The organism is Aquabacterium olei, assembly GCF_003100395.1.
GTDB lineage: Bacteria > Pseudomonadota > Gammaproteobacteria > Burkholderiales > Burkholderiaceae_C > Aquabacterium > Aquabacterium olei.
The window spans coordinates 554,423-573,337 of record NZ_CP029210.1 but is presented as its reverse complement, the minus strand read 5'-3'; the positions used below and the strand labels follow the sequence as shown (position 1 = coordinate 573,337).

11 protein-coding genes are annotated in these 18,915 nt (G+C 68.4%); 2 read left to right on the top strand and 9 right to left on the bottom strand.

The genetic code is table 11. The features are described from left to right. Positions 1–5: 5 nt before the first annotated feature. Together DEH84_RS02505 and DEH84_RS02500 are read right to left on the bottom strand one after the other, a co-directional pair. The gene (locus DEH84_RS02505) at positions 6–1,934 is read right to left on the bottom strand and encodes a methyl-accepting chemotaxis protein (protein WP_109034475.1); all 1,929 of its coding nucleotides are present in this window, start codon (positions 1,932–1,934) and stop codon (positions 6–8) included. Between the two features lie 251 nt (positions 1,935–2,185). Further along, on the bottom strand, positions 2,186–2,785 hold the full coding sequence (locus tag DEH84_RS02500) for a PEP-CTERM sorting domain-containing protein (RefSeq protein ID WP_159098817.1): 600 nt from the start codon (positions 2,783–2,785) through the stop codon (positions 2,186–2,188). 231 nt (positions 2,786–3,016) lie between these two features. On the opposite strand from DEH84_RS02500, the gene DEH84_RS19350 reads away from it, so the two are divergent. Next, entirely contained in the window at positions 3,017–9,097 is a 6,081-nt protein-coding gene (locus DEH84_RS19350) for an excinuclease ABC subunit UvrA (RefSeq protein ID WP_245932662.1), read from the top strand. Positions 9,098–9,135: 38 nt separating this feature from the next. Here the strand turns inward: DEH84_RS19350 and DEH84_RS02480 are convergent, their stop codons facing one another. The 7 genes from DEH84_RS02480 to DEH84_RS02450 all read right to left on the bottom strand — a co-directional run bounded on the left by DEH84_RS02480 (position 9,136) and on the right by DEH84_RS02450 (position 18,251). Continuing rightward, complete coding sequence (locus DEH84_RS02480) at positions 9,136–10,692, bottom strand: EAL domain-containing protein (protein ID WP_109034470.1); 1,557 nt, start codon at positions 10,690–10,692, stop codon at positions 9,136–9,138. After that, on the bottom strand, positions 10,692–11,240 hold the full coding sequence (locus DEH84_RS02475) for a GAF domain-containing protein (RefSeq protein ID WP_109034468.1): 549 nt from the start codon (positions 11,238–11,240) through the stop codon (positions 10,692–10,694). Before DEH84_RS02475 ends, DEH84_RS02480 begins: the two co-directional genes overlap by 1 nt. A 98-nt stretch (positions 11,241–11,338) precedes the next feature. Next, positions 11,339–12,322, bottom strand: a complete 984-nt coding sequence (locus DEH84_RS02470; protein ID WP_109034466.1) for an AEC family transporter — start codon at positions 12,320–12,322, stop codon at positions 11,339–11,341. 60 nt (positions 12,323–12,382) lie between these two features. Then, a complete protein-coding gene (gene msrQ / locus DEH84_RS02465; protein WP_109034464.1) occupies positions 12,383–13,033 on the bottom strand; it encodes a protein-methionine-sulfoxide reductase heme-binding subunit MsrQ in 651 nt (216 codons plus the stop codon). A gap of 15 nt (positions 13,034–13,048) precedes the next feature. After that, entirely contained in the window at positions 13,049–14,062 is a 1,014-nt protein-coding gene (msrP, locus tag DEH84_RS02460) for a protein-methionine-sulfoxide reductase catalytic subunit MsrP (protein ID WP_109034462.1), read from the bottom strand. Between the two features lie 45 nt (positions 14,063–14,107). Further along, the gene (locus DEH84_RS02455) at positions 14,108–15,502 is read right to left on the bottom strand and encodes an MBL fold metallo-hydrolase RNA specificity domain-containing protein (RefSeq protein ID WP_109034460.1); all 1,395 of its coding nucleotides are present in this window, start codon (positions 15,500–15,502) and stop codon (positions 14,108–14,110) included. A gap of 106 nt (positions 15,503–15,608) precedes the next feature. Beyond that, positions 15,609–18,251, bottom strand: a complete 2,643-nt coding sequence (locus tag DEH84_RS02450) for a DNA topoisomerase III (RefSeq protein ID WP_109034458.1) — start codon at positions 18,249–18,251, stop codon at positions 15,609–15,611. 144 nt (positions 18,252–18,395) lie between these two features. Here DEH84_RS02450 and DEH84_RS02445 point away from each other — a divergent pair, with 144 nt between their 5' ends. Further along, a complete protein-coding gene (locus tag DEH84_RS02445; protein ID WP_109034456.1) occupies positions 18,396–18,914 on the top strand; it encodes an SET domain-containing protein in 519 nt (172 codons plus the stop codon). Position 18,915: the final 1 nt, after the last annotated feature.

Below are 18,915 nucleotides of genomic sequence, written 5' to 3'. Positions count from 1 at the left end.
GGCGGTCAGGCCAGCGTGAAGCGGCCGACCGCCTGCTGCAGCCGCATGGCCTGGTCGCTCAGGCTGGATGCGGCGGCGCTCGACTCTTCCACCAGCGCGGCGTTCTGCTGCGTCGTCTGATCCAGCAGCGACACGGCCTGGTTGACCTGGACGATGCCCAGGCTCTGCTGCTCGCTGGCCGAGGCGATCTCGGCCATCAGCTGGCTCACCTTCTGAACCTGGCCGATCAGCCGCTCGATCGATTCGCTGCTGTGGCTGGCCAGGTCGTAGCCCTGCTCGACGCTCTCGACGCTGCTGCTGATCAGGCTCTTGATCTCGCGCGCGGCCTGGGCACTGCGTTGCGCCAGCGTCCGCACCTCCCCGGCCACGACCGCAAAGCCACGGCCCTGCTCGCCCGCGCGGGCCGCTTCCACCGCCGCGTTCAGCGCCAGGATGTTGGTCTGGAAGGCGATGCCATCGATCACCGCGTTGATTTCAGCGATGCGGGTGCTGGTCTGCTTGATCTCGGCCATCTTGGCCACGACCTGACCGAAGACCTCACCGCCCTGGGTCGCCTCACGCGAGGCGGCCGTGGCCAGTTCGTTGGCCTGGGCCGCGGTGCTGGCGTTCTGCTTCACGGTGGCCGACATCTCTTCCATCGACGAGGCCGTCTGCTGCAGCGACGAGGCCTGGTTCTCGGTGCGCGCGCTCAGGTCGAGGTTGCCCTGCGCGATCTGGCTGGACGCGGTGGCCACGGAATCGCTGGCCGCCTTGATCCCGAAGATGGTGGCCTTGAGCTGCTCGATGGCCTGCGCCATGGCGTCCACCATCTGGCCCACCTCGTCCCGACTGCGGCTGCGCAGCGTCCGGGTCAGGTCGCCCGCAGCCAGGGCCTGGGCCACCTGCATGGCGTCTTGAACGGTGCGGGTGGTCTCGCGGGTCACCGCGACAGACACCCAGACGCCCAGCGACAGGGCCAGGAGGGTGATGGCGCCGATCAGGGCCAAGCCGGTCTGGTCCTGGCGGATGCGGCGATCAAAGAGGGTGTCCAGCCGCTTCAGGGCCTGCTCGCTCACCGCAAACTGCGCGGTGATGACCTCGGTGGTGGCCTGGAAGTAGTCGCTGCCCGCCATGTCGGGCAAGGTTTCGCTGCCCGACACGCGGTCCACCAGGGCCATGCCGCGCTTCACGGCCGCCTCGGCCTGCTCGGTGGCCCGGACGAATTCGGGCACGGCCTCGCCATCGCGGGCGGCGGTGGCGCGCGCCAGGTTGCGCTGGGCGTCGGTGGCATGGCTCAACGCCATGCTCTTCAGCGCCTGCAGCGTCTGGCGCTCGTCGGGCGTGCTGGCGCCACGCACCAGCATGCCGGTGCCACGGGCCCGGGCAAGGCCGAGTTGCTCGGTCAGGCGGGGAAGGTCACGGAAGGCGGCCTGGATCAGGAAATAGCTCTCGGCATCGGGGTCGAGGCTCAGGCCGCTGACGGCGCCGACGTCTTCCAGCAGCAGCAGGCTGCGCACCACCAGGGCGGTGTGACGGCGAACGCTCTCGGGCGGGGTCAGCGCGCCCTTCGCAACGTCGGCCCCCAGGGCAGTCCAGTCGGCCTGGAGCGCCTGGAGGGAGGCCGCAGTCGGTGCGTGCTCGAGGGTGGCCACGCTGTGCACAGCCTCGCCCAGGGCCTTGTCGAGGCCGGCGCGGCGGGCTGCCAGATCGCCCTTCTTGCTCGCATCGCCGCTCAGAAAGGCGTTCGACATGCCGCGGTGTTCCTGCATGAGCTTGATCACGGCCAGCAGGTCCCGTGAGGGCTCCATCCCGGTGCGCTCTTGCTCGACTGCGCCCAGTTTGGCCGCCGCCGTGCGCAGCACCAGCACCGTGGGCGCGCCCGCCATCAGTACGGCGAGCAGGCACAGCAGAACGAATTTGTGCCGCAACGGCAGGTTGGCAATCCAGGCAGACATCGGCACGACTCCGGACCCGGCGGGAACACACACCGGCGGCGAAACACTCTGGGCGGCTTCACTTTGCCCTGAACGCCCTTCCGACGCCCTGACATGCCGGGACGCACCAAGCGCCCGACGGCCTCTGTTACGGCGGTATTCGGGTTTTCTTGAGGGTCAAGATGAACAAAATGAAAAAGCCCCCTGGGAAGGGGGCTGGCTTGTGTGCCTGATGTCACCCGGAAAGCCGGGCGACGGGTGCGCGAGACGGCTCAGCCGCGCTGCTGACGGCGGCGCATCACGCCGGCGGTCAGCAGGCCGGCCACCATCAGGGCGTAGGTTTCGGGCTCGGGCACTTCGCACACGAACTTCAGCGAGTCGATGAAATAGGCGTCACCGGCGTAGCCGAACTTGAAGGACTTGCCCGTCAGCAGAGGGGCGGTGGTGTGACTGTCGAGCGAGTACAGCAGGGGCGTGGCGCCATCAACGGACAGGCTGAACTTGTTCGAACCCAAAGGCAGGTCGTCCATGTCCCAGTAGAGCAGCGAAACCGTCTTCGCGAAGGAGACGGTGATGGACTCGCCCTTGCCCAGGCGCGGATCGAGCACGCCCAAGAGGCCGCCGGTCGCCACGCCCAGTTCGCCACCCACCACCACCAGCTTGCCCGAATCGGCGGTCACTGTCGCGTCTCCACCCGCGTCGGTGTCCTTGTAGACATACGTCGTCTTCTTGTCCAGCAGGTTGGAGAAGGTGAGCGTGGTGAGGCAATCGGGCTTGCAATCATGGACGGGCGGCTTGTGGCCGCCAGTGGCGTGGGCCGAAACAGAGGCGAAAAGGGCCGAAACAGCCAGCATGATGGACGCAATGCGCATGAAAAGTTCTCCCACAGTTCGTTGGCGCCGAATCGGCCCCATGAGTGACATTGTCGAGACAGCGGCAGGGACTCCGCCACCCCCCAATTGACAATATCCCGCTTGTCTCCCCATGAACGCGGGGGCAATTTCCGCCCCCTTGCACGGAACTTCGGACGATGCCCCTCCCCCGGTCAGGAGAGGGGAGAGGTCCCTAGAATGTTTGCGCCCCCAAGCCAACAGGCCCACACCATGTCCGATATCCGCATTCGCGGTGCCCGCCAGCACAACCTCAAGAACCTCGACCTCGACATCCGCACGGGTGAACTGACGGTCGTGACCGGGCCCAGCGGCTCGGGCAAGTCGTCGCTGGTGTTCGACACGCTCTATGCCGAAGGGCAGCGCAGGTATGTGGAGACCTTCAGCGCCTACGCGCGGCAGTTCCTCGACCGCATGGACCGCCCCGCCGTCGACCGCGTGGACGGGGTGCCACCCGCCATTGCCATCGACCAGACCAACCCGGTGCGCACCTCGCGCTCGACGGTGGGCACGATGACGGAGCTGAACGACCACCTGAAGCTGCTGTTCGCGCGGGGGGCGCAGTTGTTCGACCAGGACACGGGCCAGCTGGTGCGCGAGGACACGCCGCAATCGGTGTTCGACGAGCTGCTGCGCCGTTGCAGCGCCAGCGAGGGCGGCCGGCGCGTGGTCGTGACCTTCGCGGCCGAACTGCCGGCCAACACCAGCACCGAGCAGATGGAGGAGTGGCTGTCGGCCAGCGGTTTCTCGCGCGTGCAGGCGCAGCGGGTGGTGAAGGTCAGCAGCCTCCCGTCCGCAGCGCTGGCAGCCGGGCAGGCGCGAGCTGCGGCGGCCCTGGATGACGCCGACGCGCCCAAGAAGAAGCCAGCGGCCAAGAAAGCCGCCGCCAAGAAGGCCACCAAGGGCGATGCGGCCGACGTCCCGGCCGCCGACGAGCGCCTGGTGCTCGACGTGGTGGTCGACCGCTTCCGCATCGGTGCCGACCCGAGCGGGACCGACCTCGACCGCCCCCGCGTGATGGAAGCGCTGGAAGTCGCCTTCAAGCGCGGCAGCGGCCACATCACCGTCTATGCATTGACCGACGACGAGCCCGAGCTGTGGCGCTTCTCGGCCGGCCTGCACTGCCCGGACAGCCACCGCCGCTACAGCACGCCACAACCGGGCATGTTCTCGTTCAACTCGGCCGCGGGCGCCTGCCCCACCTGCCGAGGCTTCGGTCGCGTCATCGGCGTGGACTGGGGCCTCGTCATCCCGGACGCGAAGAAGACGCTGCGCGGTGGCGCCATCAAGCCGCTGCAGACGCCCGCCTGGGCCGAATGCCAGAACGACCTCATCAAGTATGCGGGCGATGCCGGCGTGCCGCGCGACACCGCGTGGTCGCAGATGAGCGCCGAGCAAAAGCACTGGGTGCTGGAAGGCGACCCGGACTGGAAGGGCAACTGGAACAAGCAGTGGTATGGCATCCGCCGCTTCTTCGAGTACCTGGAAAGCAAAGCGTACAAGATGCACATCCGCGTGCTCTTGTCGAAGTACCGCAGCTACACGCCCTGCCCCACCTGCGACGGGGCCCGCCTGCAACTGGAATCGCTGCTGTGGCGTCTGGGCTCCAAGGCCGATGCCGACGCGGTGCTGCTGCCCGGCAAGCGCTTCAGCCCCAAGGGCCTGCCGCTGCCGCGCGAGGCCTTCGAGGCCCTGCCCGGCCTGAACCTGCACGACCTGATGCTGCTGCCGATCGACCAGCTGCAGCGCTTCTTCAGCTTCGTGACGCTGGCCAACCGGGGTGACAACGAGGCCCTGGCCCTGCTGCTCGACGAGATCCGCACGCGCCTGAAGTACCTGGTCGATGTGGGCCTGGGCTACCTCACGCTCGACCGCCAGAGCCGCACGTTAAGTGGCGGCGAAGTGCAACGCATCAACCTGACCACGGCGCTGGGCACCTCGCTGGTCAACACCCTCTTCGTGCTCGACGAGCCCTCGATCGGCCTGCACCCGCGCGACATGGACCGCATCAACCTGGCCATGCAGCGCCTGGTGGACGCGGGCAACACGCTGGTGGTGGTCGAGCACGACCCCGCCGTGATGCTGGCGGCCGACCGGGTGATCGACCTCGGCCCCGGCCCCGGCCATCAGGGCGGTCGCATCGTGTTCGATGGCTCACCGGATGAGCTCAAGCGCGCCGAAACGCTGACCGGCGCCTACCTGGGCGCGCGCCGCACCATCGGCATCGGCAAGCGCCGCCCGGTGGAAGAGAACACGCCGAGGCTGATCCTGCAGGGCGCGCGCGAGCACAACCTGAAGAACCTGAATGTCGACTTCCCGCTGCAGCGGCTGGTGGGCGTCACGGGCGTGAGCGGTTCGGGCAAGTCCTCGCTGATCCAGGACATCCTGCATCCGGCCCTGCTGCGCCACTTTGGTCTGGCCACCGAAAGCCCCGGCGAGCACGACGACCTGCTGGGCGCCGACTGGCTCAGCGGCGTGAGCTTCGTCGACCAATCGCCCATCGGCAAGACGGCACGCTCGAACCCGGCCAGCTATGTGGGCGCCTTCGATGCCGTGCGCACGCTGTTCGCGACCACGCCGCTGTCGCGCGAGCGCAAGTACACCGCCGGCACCTTCAGCTTCAACGCGGGCAATGGCCGCTGCCCGACCTGCGGCGGCTCGGGCTTCGAGCACGTCGAAATGCAGTTCCTGAGCGACGTGTACCTGCGCTGCCCCGATTGCGACGGAACCCGCTTCCGCGCCGAGGTGCGCGAGGTGCAGATCGAGCGGCTGAACAAGAAGCTCAGCATCTCGGACGTGCTGGAGCTGACCGTGGCCGAGGCCGTGCGCCTGTTCGCGCAGGACGTGGACGTGGTGCGTGCGCTGCAGCCGCTGGCCGATGTGGGCCTGGACTACGTGAAGCTGGGCCAGCCGGTGCCGACGCTGTCGGGCGGCGAGGCGCAGCGCCTGAAACTGGCCGGCCACCTGGTGGAGGCTGCCGCGCAGATGAGCAAGAGCGGCCAGCGCACCGCACGCAAGGGCACCCTCTTCCTGTTCGACGAGCCGACCACCGGCCTGCACTTCGACGACATCGCGAAGCTGATGCGCGCCTTCGGCAAGCTGCTGGACGCGGGCAACAGCATCATCCTGATCGAGCACAACCTGGACGTGATCCGGGCCTGCGACTGGCTGATCGAGCTGGGCCCCGAAGGCGGCGATGCCGGCGGGCAGATCGTGGCCACCGGCGCGCCGGAAACGCTGAAGCTCGGTCGCACCCACACCGCCGTGGCGTTGCGTGAGTACGAGCAGGCGTTGGGCCTGAAGGACGGCACCGGCTCAGTGGATGAGCCTGTGGAGGACGCCACCCCGGCCAAGGCAAAGGGTCGCAGCAAGCCTGCCCCGGCCAGCGAGGCAGCACAGGCTGTGCCCTCGCCCAACCGCGTCATGGTGCCCGCGGCCAACGACAGCACCGCCCTGCTCGCCGCCGAAGCCACGCCCACCTACGCGCTGGCCGCCAGCGACGACGGCGTCTCACTGCAGGCCCTGATCAAGGCACGCCGCGAACAACGTCGCGCGGCCGCCGCCAAGGCCCCGGGCCACGATGCCATCGAGGTGGTCAATGCCCACGAGCACAACCTCAAGGGCCTGAGCGTCCACATCCCACGCGGCAAGTTCAACGTGGTCACCGGCGTGTCGGGATCGGGCAAATCCACGCTGGCGTTCGACATCCTGTTCAACGAGGGCCAGCGCCGGTATCTGGAATCGCTTAACGCCTACGCGCGCTCGCTGGTGCAACCGGCCGGCCGGCCCGAGGTGGACGCGGTCTACGGCATCCCGCCCACCGTGGCCATCGAGCAGCGCCTGTCGCGCGGCGGGCGCAAATCCACCGTGGGCACCACCACCGAAGTGCACCACTTCCTGCGGCTGCTGTACGTCAAGCTCGGCGTGCAGCACTGCCCCTGCTGTGTCGACGCCAACGGCCATCCTATCCCGGTGCTGCCACAAACGCCCGAGGCGATTGCCGCCCAATGGGTCCGGGATCACCGCGGCCAGCACATCGGCCTGATGGCGCCGCTGGTCGTCAACCGCAAAGGCATCTACACCGAGCTGGCCAAGTGGGCCGCCGGCAAGGGCTTCACGCACCTGCGGGTCGATGGTGAGTTCCTGCCCGTCGCGGGCTGGGGCACAGCCAAGGGCCCGAAGATCGACCGCTACCGTGAGCACACCATCGAGCTGCCGGTGGGCGACGTGGTCGTCACGCCCGAGAACGAAGGCCGCCTGCGCGAGTTGCTGGCCAGCGCGCTGGAACATGGCAAGGGCGTGGTGCACCTGATCACCGGACTCGATGGCCTGGCCGATGCACTGGCCACGGGCAAGTCGACGCTGCACATGGGCCGCGTGAAGGTTTTCTCCACGCAGCGCGCCTGCCCGAGCTGCGGCACCAGCTTCCCCGAGCTCGACCCGCGCCTGTTCAGCTACAACAGCAAGCACGGCTGGTGCCCCGATTGCGTGGGCACCGGGCTGGCGCTGACGCGCGAGCAGCGCCTGGCGCTGGATGACTCGCAACAGGACGACAACCGCGGCCGCGAACAGACCTTTGCCGAGCCCGAGGTCGAGGACGTGGAAGACGTCGAATGCGGCACCTGCCACGGTGCGCGCCTGAACGCGGTGGCGCGCGCGGTGCAACTGCGCGGCGATTCGATTGCCGACGTGTCGGCGCTGGCCGTGAAGGACGCGCGCAAGTGGGCCGAGAAGCTCAAGCTCGACGGCCGCGAAGCCACGATCGCGCGCGACATCGTCAGCGAGATCAAGTCGCGCCTGGCCTTCATGGAGCAGGTGGGCCTGGGCTACCTGAGCCTGGACCGCGCCGCGCCCACGCTGTCGGGCGGCGAGGCCCAGCGCATCCGCCTGGCGGCGCAACTGGGCAGCAACCTGCAGGGCGTGTGCTACGTGCTGGACGAGCCCACCATCGGCCTGCACCCGCGCGACAACCAGCTGCTGCTGGATGCCCTGCACACGCTGGGCAAGGAAGGCAACACGCTCGTCGTCGTCGAGCACGACGAGGACACCATCCGCCGTGCCGAACACGTGATCGACATCGGCCCGGGCGCGGGCGTGCGCGGCGGCACGGTGGTGGCCCAGGGCACGGTGGCCGACATCATGGCCTCGGCCGATTCGGTCACGGGCCGCTGCCTGCGCTCGCCCATGGTGCACCCGCTGCGCCGCGACGAAGCGGGCGAGCCGCTGCCCCGTCGCACCATCGCGGCTGACACGCCGCTGTTGACGGTGAAGAAAGCCAGGCTGCACAACCTTGACCACGTCACGGTCGAGGTGCCGTTGCACCGCCTGGTGGCCGTGACGGGCGTATCGGGCTCGGGCAAGTCCACGCTGGCGCGCGACGTGCTGCTGGCCAACGTGCAGGCCGCTGTCGCCATTCCCCCGAAGGCCCGCGCCACCACGCGGCCCACGTGGCATGGCTGCGAAGGCATCGACGGCTGGGGCCTCGTCGACCGCGTGCTCGAAGTCGACCAGACGCCGATCGGCAAGACCCCACGTTCATGCCCGGCCACCTACATCGGCTTCTGGGACACGATCCGCAAGCTGTTTGCCGACACGCTGGAAGCGCGCGCGCGCGGCTGGGGCCCGGGCCGCTTCAGCTTCAACACCGGCGAAGGCCGCTGCCCCGATTGCGAAGGCCAGGGCATCCGCACCATCGAAATGGCCTTCCTGCCCGACGTGAAGGTGCACTGCGACACCTGCAACGGCATGCGCTTCAACCCCGAGACGCTGGCGGCCACCTGGCGCGGTAAGCACATCGGCGATGTGCTGAAGATGGAGGTGGACGAGGCGGTCGCGTTCTTCGCCTCGATGCCGTCGATCGCGCACCCGCTGAAGCTGCTGCAGGACGTGGGCCTGGGCTACCTCACGCTGGGCCAGCCCTCACCGACGCTGTCGGGCGGCGAGGCGCAGCGCATCAAGCTGGTGACCGAGCTCAGCAAGGTGCGCGACGACATCACCCGCCGCGGCCAGAAGGCGCCGCACACGCTGTACGTGCTGGATGAACCGACCGTGGGCCTGCACATGGCCGACGTGGAGCGGCTCATCAAGGTGCTGCACCGGCTGGTCGACGGCGGCCACAGCGTGGTGGTGATCGAGCACGATCTCGACGTCATCGCCGAGGCCGACTGGATCGTCGACATGGGGCCGGAAGGTGGCTCCGGCGGCGGCAAGGTGGCGGCGCTCGGCACGCCGGATCAGGTCGTGGCCAGCCGCTCGCACACGGGCGTGGCGCTCAAGGGTGTACTACAGCGGTGACAGCGGCGGGGTGACCCACCTGGCCTGCATGGACGGAGTCAGTGCAGGCGGTCGGCACGCGAGGCGCCGGCGGATTGCCGCAGCCAGGCTGACACCTGCGCGGGCGGCAGGGCGGGCGCGAGCCAGTCGCCCAGACCCAGCAGGCAACCGCCCGCCTGGAGCGCCTCGATCTGGGCCGGCGATCCAACCCCCTTGGCCACGACCGCCAGGCCCAGGTTGTGCGCCAGGGTGACCATCGCGTTCACGATGCGCGCACTGGCCACGTCATGCTCCATCGCCTGAACCAGCGTCGCGTCCACCCTCACGCCGTGGATGACGGGCAGCGACAGCATCGGGATGGACGACAAGGCCGCCCCCATGTCGTCCAGCACCAGCCGCACCCCGAGCGCATGCAGGCCGCTGACCACCTCGCGGTGATCCTGCATCACCAGCATGGCCGATTCGTGAAAGACCAGCTCCAGCTGGTCAGGTGGCAAGGCGCTCTCGCTCAATGCATGAGCCACCAGGTCGACAAAGGCCGAGGACATGAGCTGCGAGTTCCGGATCGGCACCGATACCGGTACGCCCTGCCCGCCCCGCCGCAGCCGGGCGGCGAAGCCGCATGCCTCACGCAGGACCCAGTCGTCCAGGGCATCGCGCAGGCCTGCCTCTTCTGCCACATGGGCCCAGCCCCTGGCAGTCAGCCCACCGGCGGCCTCGGTGGGCCAGCGCAGCTGAGCGTCCACTGCCACCACCGTGCCGTCTTCATCCAGCGACATCACGGGCTGGTACGCCAGGCTCAAGGTGCGGGGCTGCGCCAGTTCGCGTGCCAGGGCTTCGGCCGCCGCGCGCTGTGCAGCGTGGCGCTGGGCCAGGGCGGGCATGTGCACCGCGAGCGGTCCACGCCCCTGCGTGTACGCCATGGCGCCCAGCGCCGGATTGAGCAGGCTGTCGATGCGCGCGAAAGCCGCCTGCCCGATGGCCAGGCCAGCGCGGGGCTCGAGTCGAACGCTGTGGTGGCGAGCGACACTCAATGGGCACTGCAGCGCGTCCAGCAGAGCCAATGCCTGCAGCACCGCATCCCCACCTGCCTGCCATGCCAGCACCCACCCACCGCCCCCATCGTGTGAGGCCACCATGCCCGCCGAGGCCGGCAGGCAGTGCCGCAGCAACGCCAGGACCACACCCGGCACGGCCGCCGCGACCTCGGCGGGCAGGGTGTCCCGCAAGAAGGCATGGCGCTCGATCTGGAGGGTCATGACCGCGAGGTGGGCGCCACCACCGCCCGCATCGGCCACCGACACCGGCGAGATCGCGCAGGGACCGGGCGCCCGATCCAGCGGCGACACCGCCGTGCCATCGACCAGCAGCACGACCGGCGTGTGCCAGGCATCCTGGATGGCCTGCATCACCGCCGAGGCGCCGGGCTCGACCAGCAGGGGCTGCTCGACCATCACCAGGTCCGCGCGGCCTTCGCGCAGCACGGGCAGCACCTGCTCGATCTGGCTGACCTGGCCAGTCAACTGCAGACGCGCGCCCGCATCGGGCCCGAAGCTGGCCAGCGCCTCCTGCGCGTCCAGCCCCACCAGCACGACGGGGAACCGGCCGCCCGACATCAACCGGGTTTCCGGACCTGCGCCAGGCGCACCTGCAGCGCCTGCATCGCCAGTTGGCCGAGGTCTTCCATGGCGGCGAGCTGCGCGGCCCGCAACCGGTGCGGACGGTTGTCCACCACACACAGCGTGCCCACGGGCTGGCCCTCGCAGAGCAGGGGCACCCCGGCGTAAAAACGCACGTGCGGTGGTCCGATCACCAGCGGGTTGTCCACAAAGCGCGGGTCGGCATGGGCATCGTGCACCTCGAACACGCGCTCGGAGGCAATGGCCCGGGCACAGAACGAGAAATCATTGTGAGACTCGCCGCCTTGCGGCAGGCCGACCGCAGCCTTGAACCACGTGCGCCGCGCATCGACCAGCCCGATGGCGCCGATCGGGCAGCCCGTCACCGCCACAGCGAGACGGGTGAGGGCATCGAAGGTTGCCTCGGGCGGCGTGTCGAGCAAGGCCAGCGCACGCAACACCGCCAGCCGCCGTCCATCCTGCACGATGGGCGGAGCACAGTGAACCAGTTGCGCGAGGGCGTCAGAGGCGGGGGACTGCGGCATGCGGGTCGCGAGGGGCAAGGGATCCGAAACAGTCTGTTAAAGGATCATAAACGCCCTGGCGCGACCAGAATCCGGCTCTTTTCGAGCAGCCCTTCACATTACACGGCCTGCTTCACCCCCAGTACCGCGCACCACCCGAGCAGGGTGAGCACGGACCCCGCCGTGGTCCAGAGAATGATCCGGGCGATCAAGCCGGTGTCGGCGCCTTCGCGCTCGGCCAGCATCGACACATTGGCCGCGGCGGGCAGCGCGGCGGCCAGGGTGACCGCCACGAGCCCGGTGTGAGACAAGGGGTGGCCCATGGCCTGCAGCGACAGCCCCATGCCCCACACCAGTGCCGGATGCACGAGCAACTTCAGGCACACCGGGATGAGGAGCCCGCTCAGGCGGGCCGCCACGCCACCGGGCTGGGCCATGGCACGCATCTGTGCCCGTGCGACGATGGCCCCCAGCGTGAACAAGGCCGCCGGGGTGGCAGCCTGCCCCAGCAGGCGCAGCGTGTCATCCAGCGGCACGGGCACCGTCCAGCCGAGGGCCCCGATCGCCATGCCGGCCGCCATGGCCTGAAGCAGCGGGTTGCGCAGTGCACCGCGCAAGGAAGCACGCAACGAAGCCAGGGCATCGCTGCCGCCTTTCGCGCCGGCATGCATCCACGCCACGCAGCACGAGCAGGTCAGGATGACATCGACCAGCAGCGTGGCCGCCACCGGGCCGGCGGCCCCCGGGCCGAGCAGGCCGGTGAGCAGCGGCAGCCCGAGAAAACCGGTGTTGGGAAAGGCCGCCACCAGGGCCGCCATGCCGGCGTCCCGCCGGTTCATCCCGGAACGCACGGACCACACCAGCCCCGCCACGCTCACCACCGCGCTCGACAACGCGTACACGGCGAGCAGCCCCCACACCGGCCCGGCCTGCAGGCGCCCGCCTGCCCCCAGTCGGAACAGCAAGGCCGACAGCGCGAAGTACAGCACGAAGACCATCAGGGCGCCGATGCCCTCGACCGGCAGCAGGCCCTTGCGCGCGGCCACCCAGCCGATCAGCACCAGCGCAAAGAACGGCAACAGCAGCGACAGCAGAGACCCCATGCGCGCATTGTCACGGCAAGCCGCTGGCCGCGCCCGGCTCCACAGGCCGGATCCGCGCGCTCAGCGCACACGCCACATCGCCAGGATGCCGCCGCGGCGCATCACGCGCCAGCCGAACAGCACGGCCAGGATGACGGCATAGACCAGCACCTCATCGGTGTCGTTCTTGGCGGCCTTCTTCAGATAGAAGTGCAGCAGGCCCAGCATCGCCACCACGTAGGTCAGCCGGTGCAGCCACTGCCAGCGCCGGCCGCCCAGCGCCCGTACCGCGGCATTGAACGAGGTCAGCGCCAGCGGCAGCATCACGACGAAGCCCAGCATCCCGACCAGGATGAAGTTCCGCTTGAAGACGTCGCGCACGATGTCGTCCAGCACCCAGCCCTTGTCGAAGCCCGCATAGGACAGCAGATGCAGCACCGCGTAGACAAACGTGGTGACGCCCAGCGTGCGCCTAAAACGCACCAGGGCCGGCAGCGAAGCCAGCTCGCGCAGGGGCGTGATCGCCAACGTCAGCCACAGCCAGCGCAGGGCCCATTCGCCGGTCTCACGGATCAGTTTCTCGGCCGGGTTGGCCCCCAGCGACCCGACCACGGCGCCGATCAGCAGCGCGACGGCGGGCACCGCACACACCGCCCACAGCAGGGGCTTCATCCAGGGACGGACCAGCCAGGCGTTGAGAAAGGACAGCGCGGGCGCAGGCATGACAGACATGGGCAGACAGGCAGGTCAGTAGTTCTTCTTCAGGTCCAGGCCAGCATACAACTGCCCCACCTGGGCCTCGTAGCCGTTGAACATCAGCGTGGGCTTGCGGGGGGCAAACAGCCCCCCTTCGCCGATGCGACGCTCGGTGGCCTGGCTCCAACGCGGGTGGTCCACCCTGGGGTTCACGTTCGAGTAGAAGCCGTACTCCTGCGGGTTGGCCTTGACCCAGCTCGGCGTGGCGGGCTTTTCGGTGAACTGGATGCGCACGATGGACTTCGCGCTCTTGAAGCCGTACTTCCAGGGCACGACCAGCCGCACGGGCGCGCCATTCTGGTTGGGCAGCACCTCGCCGTACAGGCCGAAAGCCAGCAGCGTGAGGGGGTGCATGGCCTCGTCGATGCGCAGGCTTTCCACATAGGGCCAGTCGAGCACGCGCGACTGCACGCCGGGCATCTGCTTCGCATCGGCCAGGGTGTAGAACGACACGTACTTGGCGCGGCTGGTGGGCTCGACGCGCCCGGCCAGTGCCGACAGCGAAAACCCGATCCATGGGATCACCATGGACCAGCCCTCCACGCAGCGCAGCCGGTAGATGCGCTCTTCCATCGGGGCCGCACGCATCAGGTCCTCCAGCGTCAGCCGCTGGGGCTTGCCGACCTCGCCGTCCACCAGCACCGACCACGGCCGGGGCTTGAGCGTGTGTGCGTGTTCGGCCGGGTCGCCCTTGTCGGTACCGAACTCGTAGAAGTTGTTGTAGCTGGTGATGTCCTCGTACGAGGTGGGCTTGTCCATCACCAGCGCACCCGGCACGGCGCTGCGGGTGGCCGGCAGGGCCGCCAGCTTGCCGGGCCGTTTCACACTCGGTGCGGGGGCCTGCGCCAGTACGGCACCGCCCACTGCGACGCCCGCCACACCGGCCAGGCCCTGCAGCACCCGGCGCCGATCGGCGTAGATGGCCTGCGGCGTGACCTCGTGCTCGGGCAGCACGAAGCCGCTGTCAGGGTGCAGGCGGTGGTGACGGGTGCGGATGAAGGACATGGCTGGCTCCACGACAGGGACGCCGCGAACCTTACACCCTCGGCGTCAGGACCGGGCCGCTGGGGCTTTTGCCGCCCGCACGCGCACCAGCTCGGCCGTGTCGCGGTAGTCCGGCACGCTCGCGGCCAGGCCCAATTCTTCCTCAATGCGCAGGCGCAGCGTGTCGGCCGCCGTGGGTTCACCATGCACCACGTACACGTGCTTCGGTTCCTTGCCCAGGTGCTTCAGCCACTTCAGCAGGCCGCGCTGGTCGGCATGGGCCGACAGCCCTTCGATCTGCGTGACCTCGGCACGGATGGGCACGTACTCACCGAAGATCTTGAGCGAGGTGGCGCCCGCCACCAGCGAAGCCCCCCGGGTGCCACCCGCCTGGAAGCCGCTCAGCACGATCGCATTGCGCGCCTGAGGCCCGAAGTGCGAGATGTGGTGAAGCGCCCGACCGCCCGTCAGCATGCCGCTGCCGGCAATGATCACCATGGGATAGCGCTGTCGCATCAGCGCCTGGGACTCGGCCACGTCGCGCACGAAGCGCGTCATCGCCTGGATGCCTTCGCACTCTTCCGGCGTCAGGCGGTGCTGGTCCATGTGGCGGCGGTAAAGCTCGGTGGCCGAGATGGCCATCGGGCTGTCGAGCACGACCGGCAACTTCGGGATCGCCCCAGCCTCGCGCAGGCGGTAGAGCGAATACAGCAGGCTCTGTGTGCGCCCCACGGCAAACGCCGGGATGACCACCGTGCCGCCGCGCGCTGCCGTCCGTCGGATCACATCGCCGAGCACCTCGATCGCATCGACGTCGGCATGCAGGCGATCGCCATAGGTCGACTCGACCACCACCCAGTCGGCCATCTGGCCGTTGGCCGGCGGCAGCATCACCAGGTCGTCGTCGCGCCCCAGGTCGCCCGAGAACAGCACCGACTTGCCCTTGTGCTCGATGGCGATGCTGCTGGCGCCCAGAATGTGCCCCGCGGGCGTGAAGCGCACCTTCACGCCGCCGTCGAGCGCCACCACCGCATGGGCATCGACCCGACGCAGGTGCTGGATCGCCTTCTTCGCATCGCGCACGGTGTAGAGCGGCTTGGCGGGCGTGTGCTTGGTCGCCGCATGGCGATTGCGGTAGCGGGCTTCTTCTTCCTGCAGGTGGGCCGTGTCTTGCATGAGGATCTCGGCCAGGTCCGCCGTGGCAGCCGTCGTCCACACCGGGCCCTTGAAGCCATCGCGGTACAGCGCGGGCAGCATGCCGCTGTGGTCGATGTGCGCGTGCGTCAGCAGCACGGCGTCCAGGCTGGCCGGGTCGAACGGGAAGCCGGCCCAGTTGCGTTCCCGCAGTGTCTTGAAACCCTGGAACAGGCCGCAGTCCACCAGCAGCCTCAGGCCGCCCACTTCAACCAGCGTCTTGGAACCGGTGACGGTGGCGTTCGCCCCGTAGAAAGTCATGCGCATCGGTGCTCTCCGTTGAATCATTCAACGCTAGCACAGCGCCCTGCTGAAGGGCTTGCCACACGTCGCACCGCGCCCCAGGCACGGCGCGATGTGTGGTGCGCGCGACTCAGGCGGCCTTGCGGGCCGGGGCCTTCTTGGCCGCCACGCGGGGCGCACGCGGCTCGAACTCGAAGCCCACCTTGCCGGCCTTGGCATCCCAGCTCAGGAAGGCCTTGAACTTGCGCCGCGTCTTGTTGGACACGAAGTTTTCCAGCAGGTCGGTCTTGCCGGTTTCCAGCAGCTTGCCGAACTGCTCCGGCGTGATGGGTTGCTGCAGGATGACCTTGCCGCTCTTGAAGTCGCACTTGCCCTTGGCTGCACCCAGGGTGTTTTCACACACGTAGTTGGTGCCGTGCTCGTAGACGCTGCCGCCGCACTTGGGGCAGGCCCCCAGCGTGGTGGCGTTGCTGAAGTCCACGGCCTCGCCGCCCTCTTCTTCCTTCTTGGCGTCTTCGCCGAAGTCGAACTCCATCTTCCAGTTGTTGAGCTCGGCGTCCTTGACCAGCTTGAGCTCGGCGGTGAAGGGCCAGCCCGCCTTCGAGCGGAAGCCTTCCAGCGGGCCCAGCTTGTGCTCGCGCAGCAGCTGCTCCACCTCGTGCAGCTCGAAACTGCGGCCCGCAGGGATCTTGGTCATGCTGAAGCCGCAGCCGGTCTGGCCTTCGGCATCGCCGCCGCCCTTGCCGGTGCAGGTGAAGCGGCGGTAGTTCTCCTTCACGACGCCACCGCAGTTCGGGCACGGCGTGCTCAGGGTGGCGTAGTCGCCCGGGATGGTGTCGCGGTCGTATTCCTTGGCCTTCTGCACCACGCGCTGGGTCATGCTCGCGATCTCGGCCATGAAGGCCTCGCGGCTCAGGCGCCCGCGCTCCATCTCCGAGAGCTTGTGCTCCCAGTTGCCGGTCAGCTCGGGCTTGGTCAGGTCTTCCACACCCAGGCCGCGCAGCAGCGTCATCAGCTGGAAGGCCTTCGCGGTAGGGATCAGCTCCCGGCCCTCGCGGATCATGTACTTCTCGGTCAGCAGGCCTTCGATGATGGCGGCGCGCGTGGCCGGCGTGCCCAGGCCCTTTTCCTGCATCGCGGCCTTCAGCTCCTCGTCGTCGATCAGCTTGCCGGCGCCTTCCATGGCGCTCAGCAGCGTCGCTTCCGAATAGCGGGCGGGCGGCTTGGTCTTCAGCGCGTTGACGACGACATCTTCATTGCGCACGGCCTCGCCCGGCTGCACGGCCACCAGCGTGGTGTCGTCGCCCTCTTCCGCGGCCTCCTTGCCGTACACGGCCAGCCAGCCCGGCTTGACCAGCACCTTGCCGTTGGTCTGGAAGTGGTGGGTCTTGCCGGCCGCCGGAATCTTGGTGATGCGGGTGGTGACCATGAACTCGGCCGCCGGGTAGAACACCGCGATGAAACGCTTGACGACCATGTCGTACAGCTTGGCTTCGGCCTCGGTCAGGCTGCGTGGCGCCTGCATCGTCGGGATGATGGCGAAGTGGTCCGACACCTTGGCGTTGTCGAACACGCGCTTGTTGGGCTTGATGTAGCCGTCGTTGACCGCCTTGCGGGCGTGCTGGGCCAGCTCGCGCAGCGGGCCGGGCAGGTCCTCGTCGGCGATCATGCCCATCGTCTGCTGGACCACGCTCACATAGTCTTCCGGCAGCGCGCGCGAATCGGTACGCGGGTAGGTCAGCACCTTGTGCTTTTCATACAGCGCCTGCGCCAGGCCCAGCGTGGTCTTGGCGCTGAAGCCGAAACGCGAGTTGGCCTCGCGCTGCAGCGTGGTCAAGTCGTACAGCAACGGGCTCGACTGGCTGCTTGGCTTGGCCTCTTCCGTCACCGTGCCGGTCTGGCCGCGCACGGCATCGGCAATGGCCTGCGCCTCGGCGGCGCTCCAGACGCGGTCGGCGCGGAACTCGGCCTCGGCCGAACCCTCGGCTGCCGCCTTGTCCTTCTTGAAGTCCGGGTTGAACCACTTGCCGTCGTAAGTGCCGGCGGCCGCGTCGAACGTGCCCTTGATTTCCCAGTAATCGCGGTAGACGTGCTTGCGGATCTTCTCTTCGCGCTCGACCACGATGGACAGCGTCGGCGTCTGCACGCGGCCCACGGTGGTCAGGAAGAAGCCGCCATCGCGCGAGTTGAACGCCGTCATCGCCCGCGTGCCGTTGATGCCCACCAGCCAGTCGGCCTCCGAGCGGCAACGCGCGGCGCTGGCCAGCGGGGTCATCTGCTCGTCGGTGCGCAGGGCCTCGAAGCCGTCGCGGATGGCGGCCGGCGTCATGCTCTGCAGCCACAGGCGCTTGACGTCCTTGCCCAGGCCCTTGGCCTTGGTGGTGGCCGTGCTGTCCTGCGCGTACTGCACGATCAGGCGGAAGATCAGCTCACCCTCGCGCCCCGCGTCACAGGCGTTGATCAACGTGGTGACGTCCTTGCGCTTGATGAGCTTGACCAGGGCGTTCAGGCGCCCCTTGCTCTTGTCGATCGGGTTCAGATCGAAATGCGGCGGGATGACCGGCAGGTTGGCGAAGCTCCACTTGCCGCGCTTGACGTCGAATTCTTCCGGCGCCTTGATCTCGACCAGGTGACCCACGGCCGAGCTGACGACATAGTGCTCGGACTCGAAGTATTCGTCGTGCTTCTCGAACTTGCCGTCCACCGGCGTGAGCGCCCGGACGATGTCTTGGGCGACCGACGGCTTCTCTGCAATGACCAGGGCTTTGCTCATGGGCGTGTTTATATCTTCACTCAGCCTCGACGTTGGAGGCAGGGTTCCGTTCTTACAATCGGGCCTCGCGCGCACGTGCACACGTACGTACACGTGCACACACGCACGCGCGCGCCCACCAATTCAATGTAACCAAAAAGGCCGATGACGCAAGCCGCCACCAAGCCCCACCCTGCCGCCCGCACGGCCCCCAGCAGCGCACGGGCCACGGCCAGCCGTCGCACCCAGGTCCGGGACTCCGGCGTCCACGGCAAGGGGGTGTTCGCGGTGCGGCCCCTCAGGGCAGGCGAGCGGGTCCTCGAGTACAAGGGCGAGATCATCACTTGGGAAGAGGCCCTCGATCGCCATCCCCATGATCCCGAGCAGCCCAATCACACCTTCTACTTCCACCTTGACGACGGCCATGTCATCGACGGCAAGTACCAGGGCAACTCGGCCAAGTGGATCAACCATTCGTGTGCGCCCAACCTCGAAGCAGAGCAGGTCGGCAACCGGGTCTTCCTGAACGCCTTGCGCGACATCGAACCCGGTGAAGAGCTCTTCTTCGACTACGGCCTGATCATCGATGCCCGCATGACGGCCAAGCTGAAGAAGGAGTACGCCTGCTGGTGCGGCAGCCCCGCGTGCCGGGGCACGATGCTGGCGCCCAAGCGCCGCCGCTGAC

What these genes read in the sequence shown, in the direction of transcription:
- DEH84_RS02445 (WP_109034456.1), top strand. Translation starts at nt 18,396, where the DNA reads ATGACGCAAGCCGCCACCAAGCCCCACCCTGCCGCCCGCACGGCCCCC.
- DEH84_RS02480 (WP_109034470.1), bottom strand. Translation starts at nt 10,692, where the DNA reads ATGTCGGGCGGCCGGTTCCCCGTCGTGCTGGTGGGGCTGGACGCGCAG.
- DEH84_RS02500 (WP_159098817.1), bottom strand. Translation starts at nt 2,785, where the DNA reads ATGCGCATTGCGTCCATCATGCTGGCTGTTTCGGCCCTTTTCGCCTCT.
- msrP (WP_109034462.1), bottom strand. Translation starts at nt 14,062, where the DNA reads ATGTCCTTCATCCGCACCCGTCACCACCGCCTGCACCCTGACAGCGGC.
- DEH84_RS02455 (WP_109034460.1), bottom strand. Translation starts at nt 15,502, where the DNA reads ATGCGCATGACTTTCTACGGGGCGAACGCCACCGTCACCGGTTCCAAG.
- DEH84_RS19350 (WP_245932662.1), top strand. Translation starts at nt 3,017, where the DNA reads ATGTCCGATATCCGCATTCGCGGTGCCCGCCAGCACAACCTCAAGAAC.
- DEH84_RS02450 (WP_109034458.1), bottom strand. Translation starts at nt 18,251, where the DNA reads ATGAGCAAAGCCCTGGTCATTGCAGAGAAGCCGTCGGTCGCCCAAGAC.
- DEH84_RS02505 (WP_109034475.1), bottom strand. Translation starts at nt 1,934, where the DNA reads ATGTCTGCCTGGATTGCCAACCTGCCGTTGCGGCACAAATTCGTTCTG.
- DEH84_RS02475 (WP_109034468.1), bottom strand. Translation starts at nt 11,240, where the DNA reads ATGCCGCAGTCCCCCGCCTCTGACGCCCTCGCGCAACTGGTTCACTGT.
- msrQ (WP_109034464.1), bottom strand. Translation starts at nt 13,033, where the DNA reads ATGTCTGTCATGCCTGCGCCCGCGCTGTCCTTTCTCAACGCCTGGCTG.
- DEH84_RS02470 (WP_109034466.1), bottom strand. Translation starts at nt 12,322, where the DNA reads ATGGGGTCTCTGCTGTCGCTGCTGTTGCCGTTCTTTGCGCTGGTGCTG.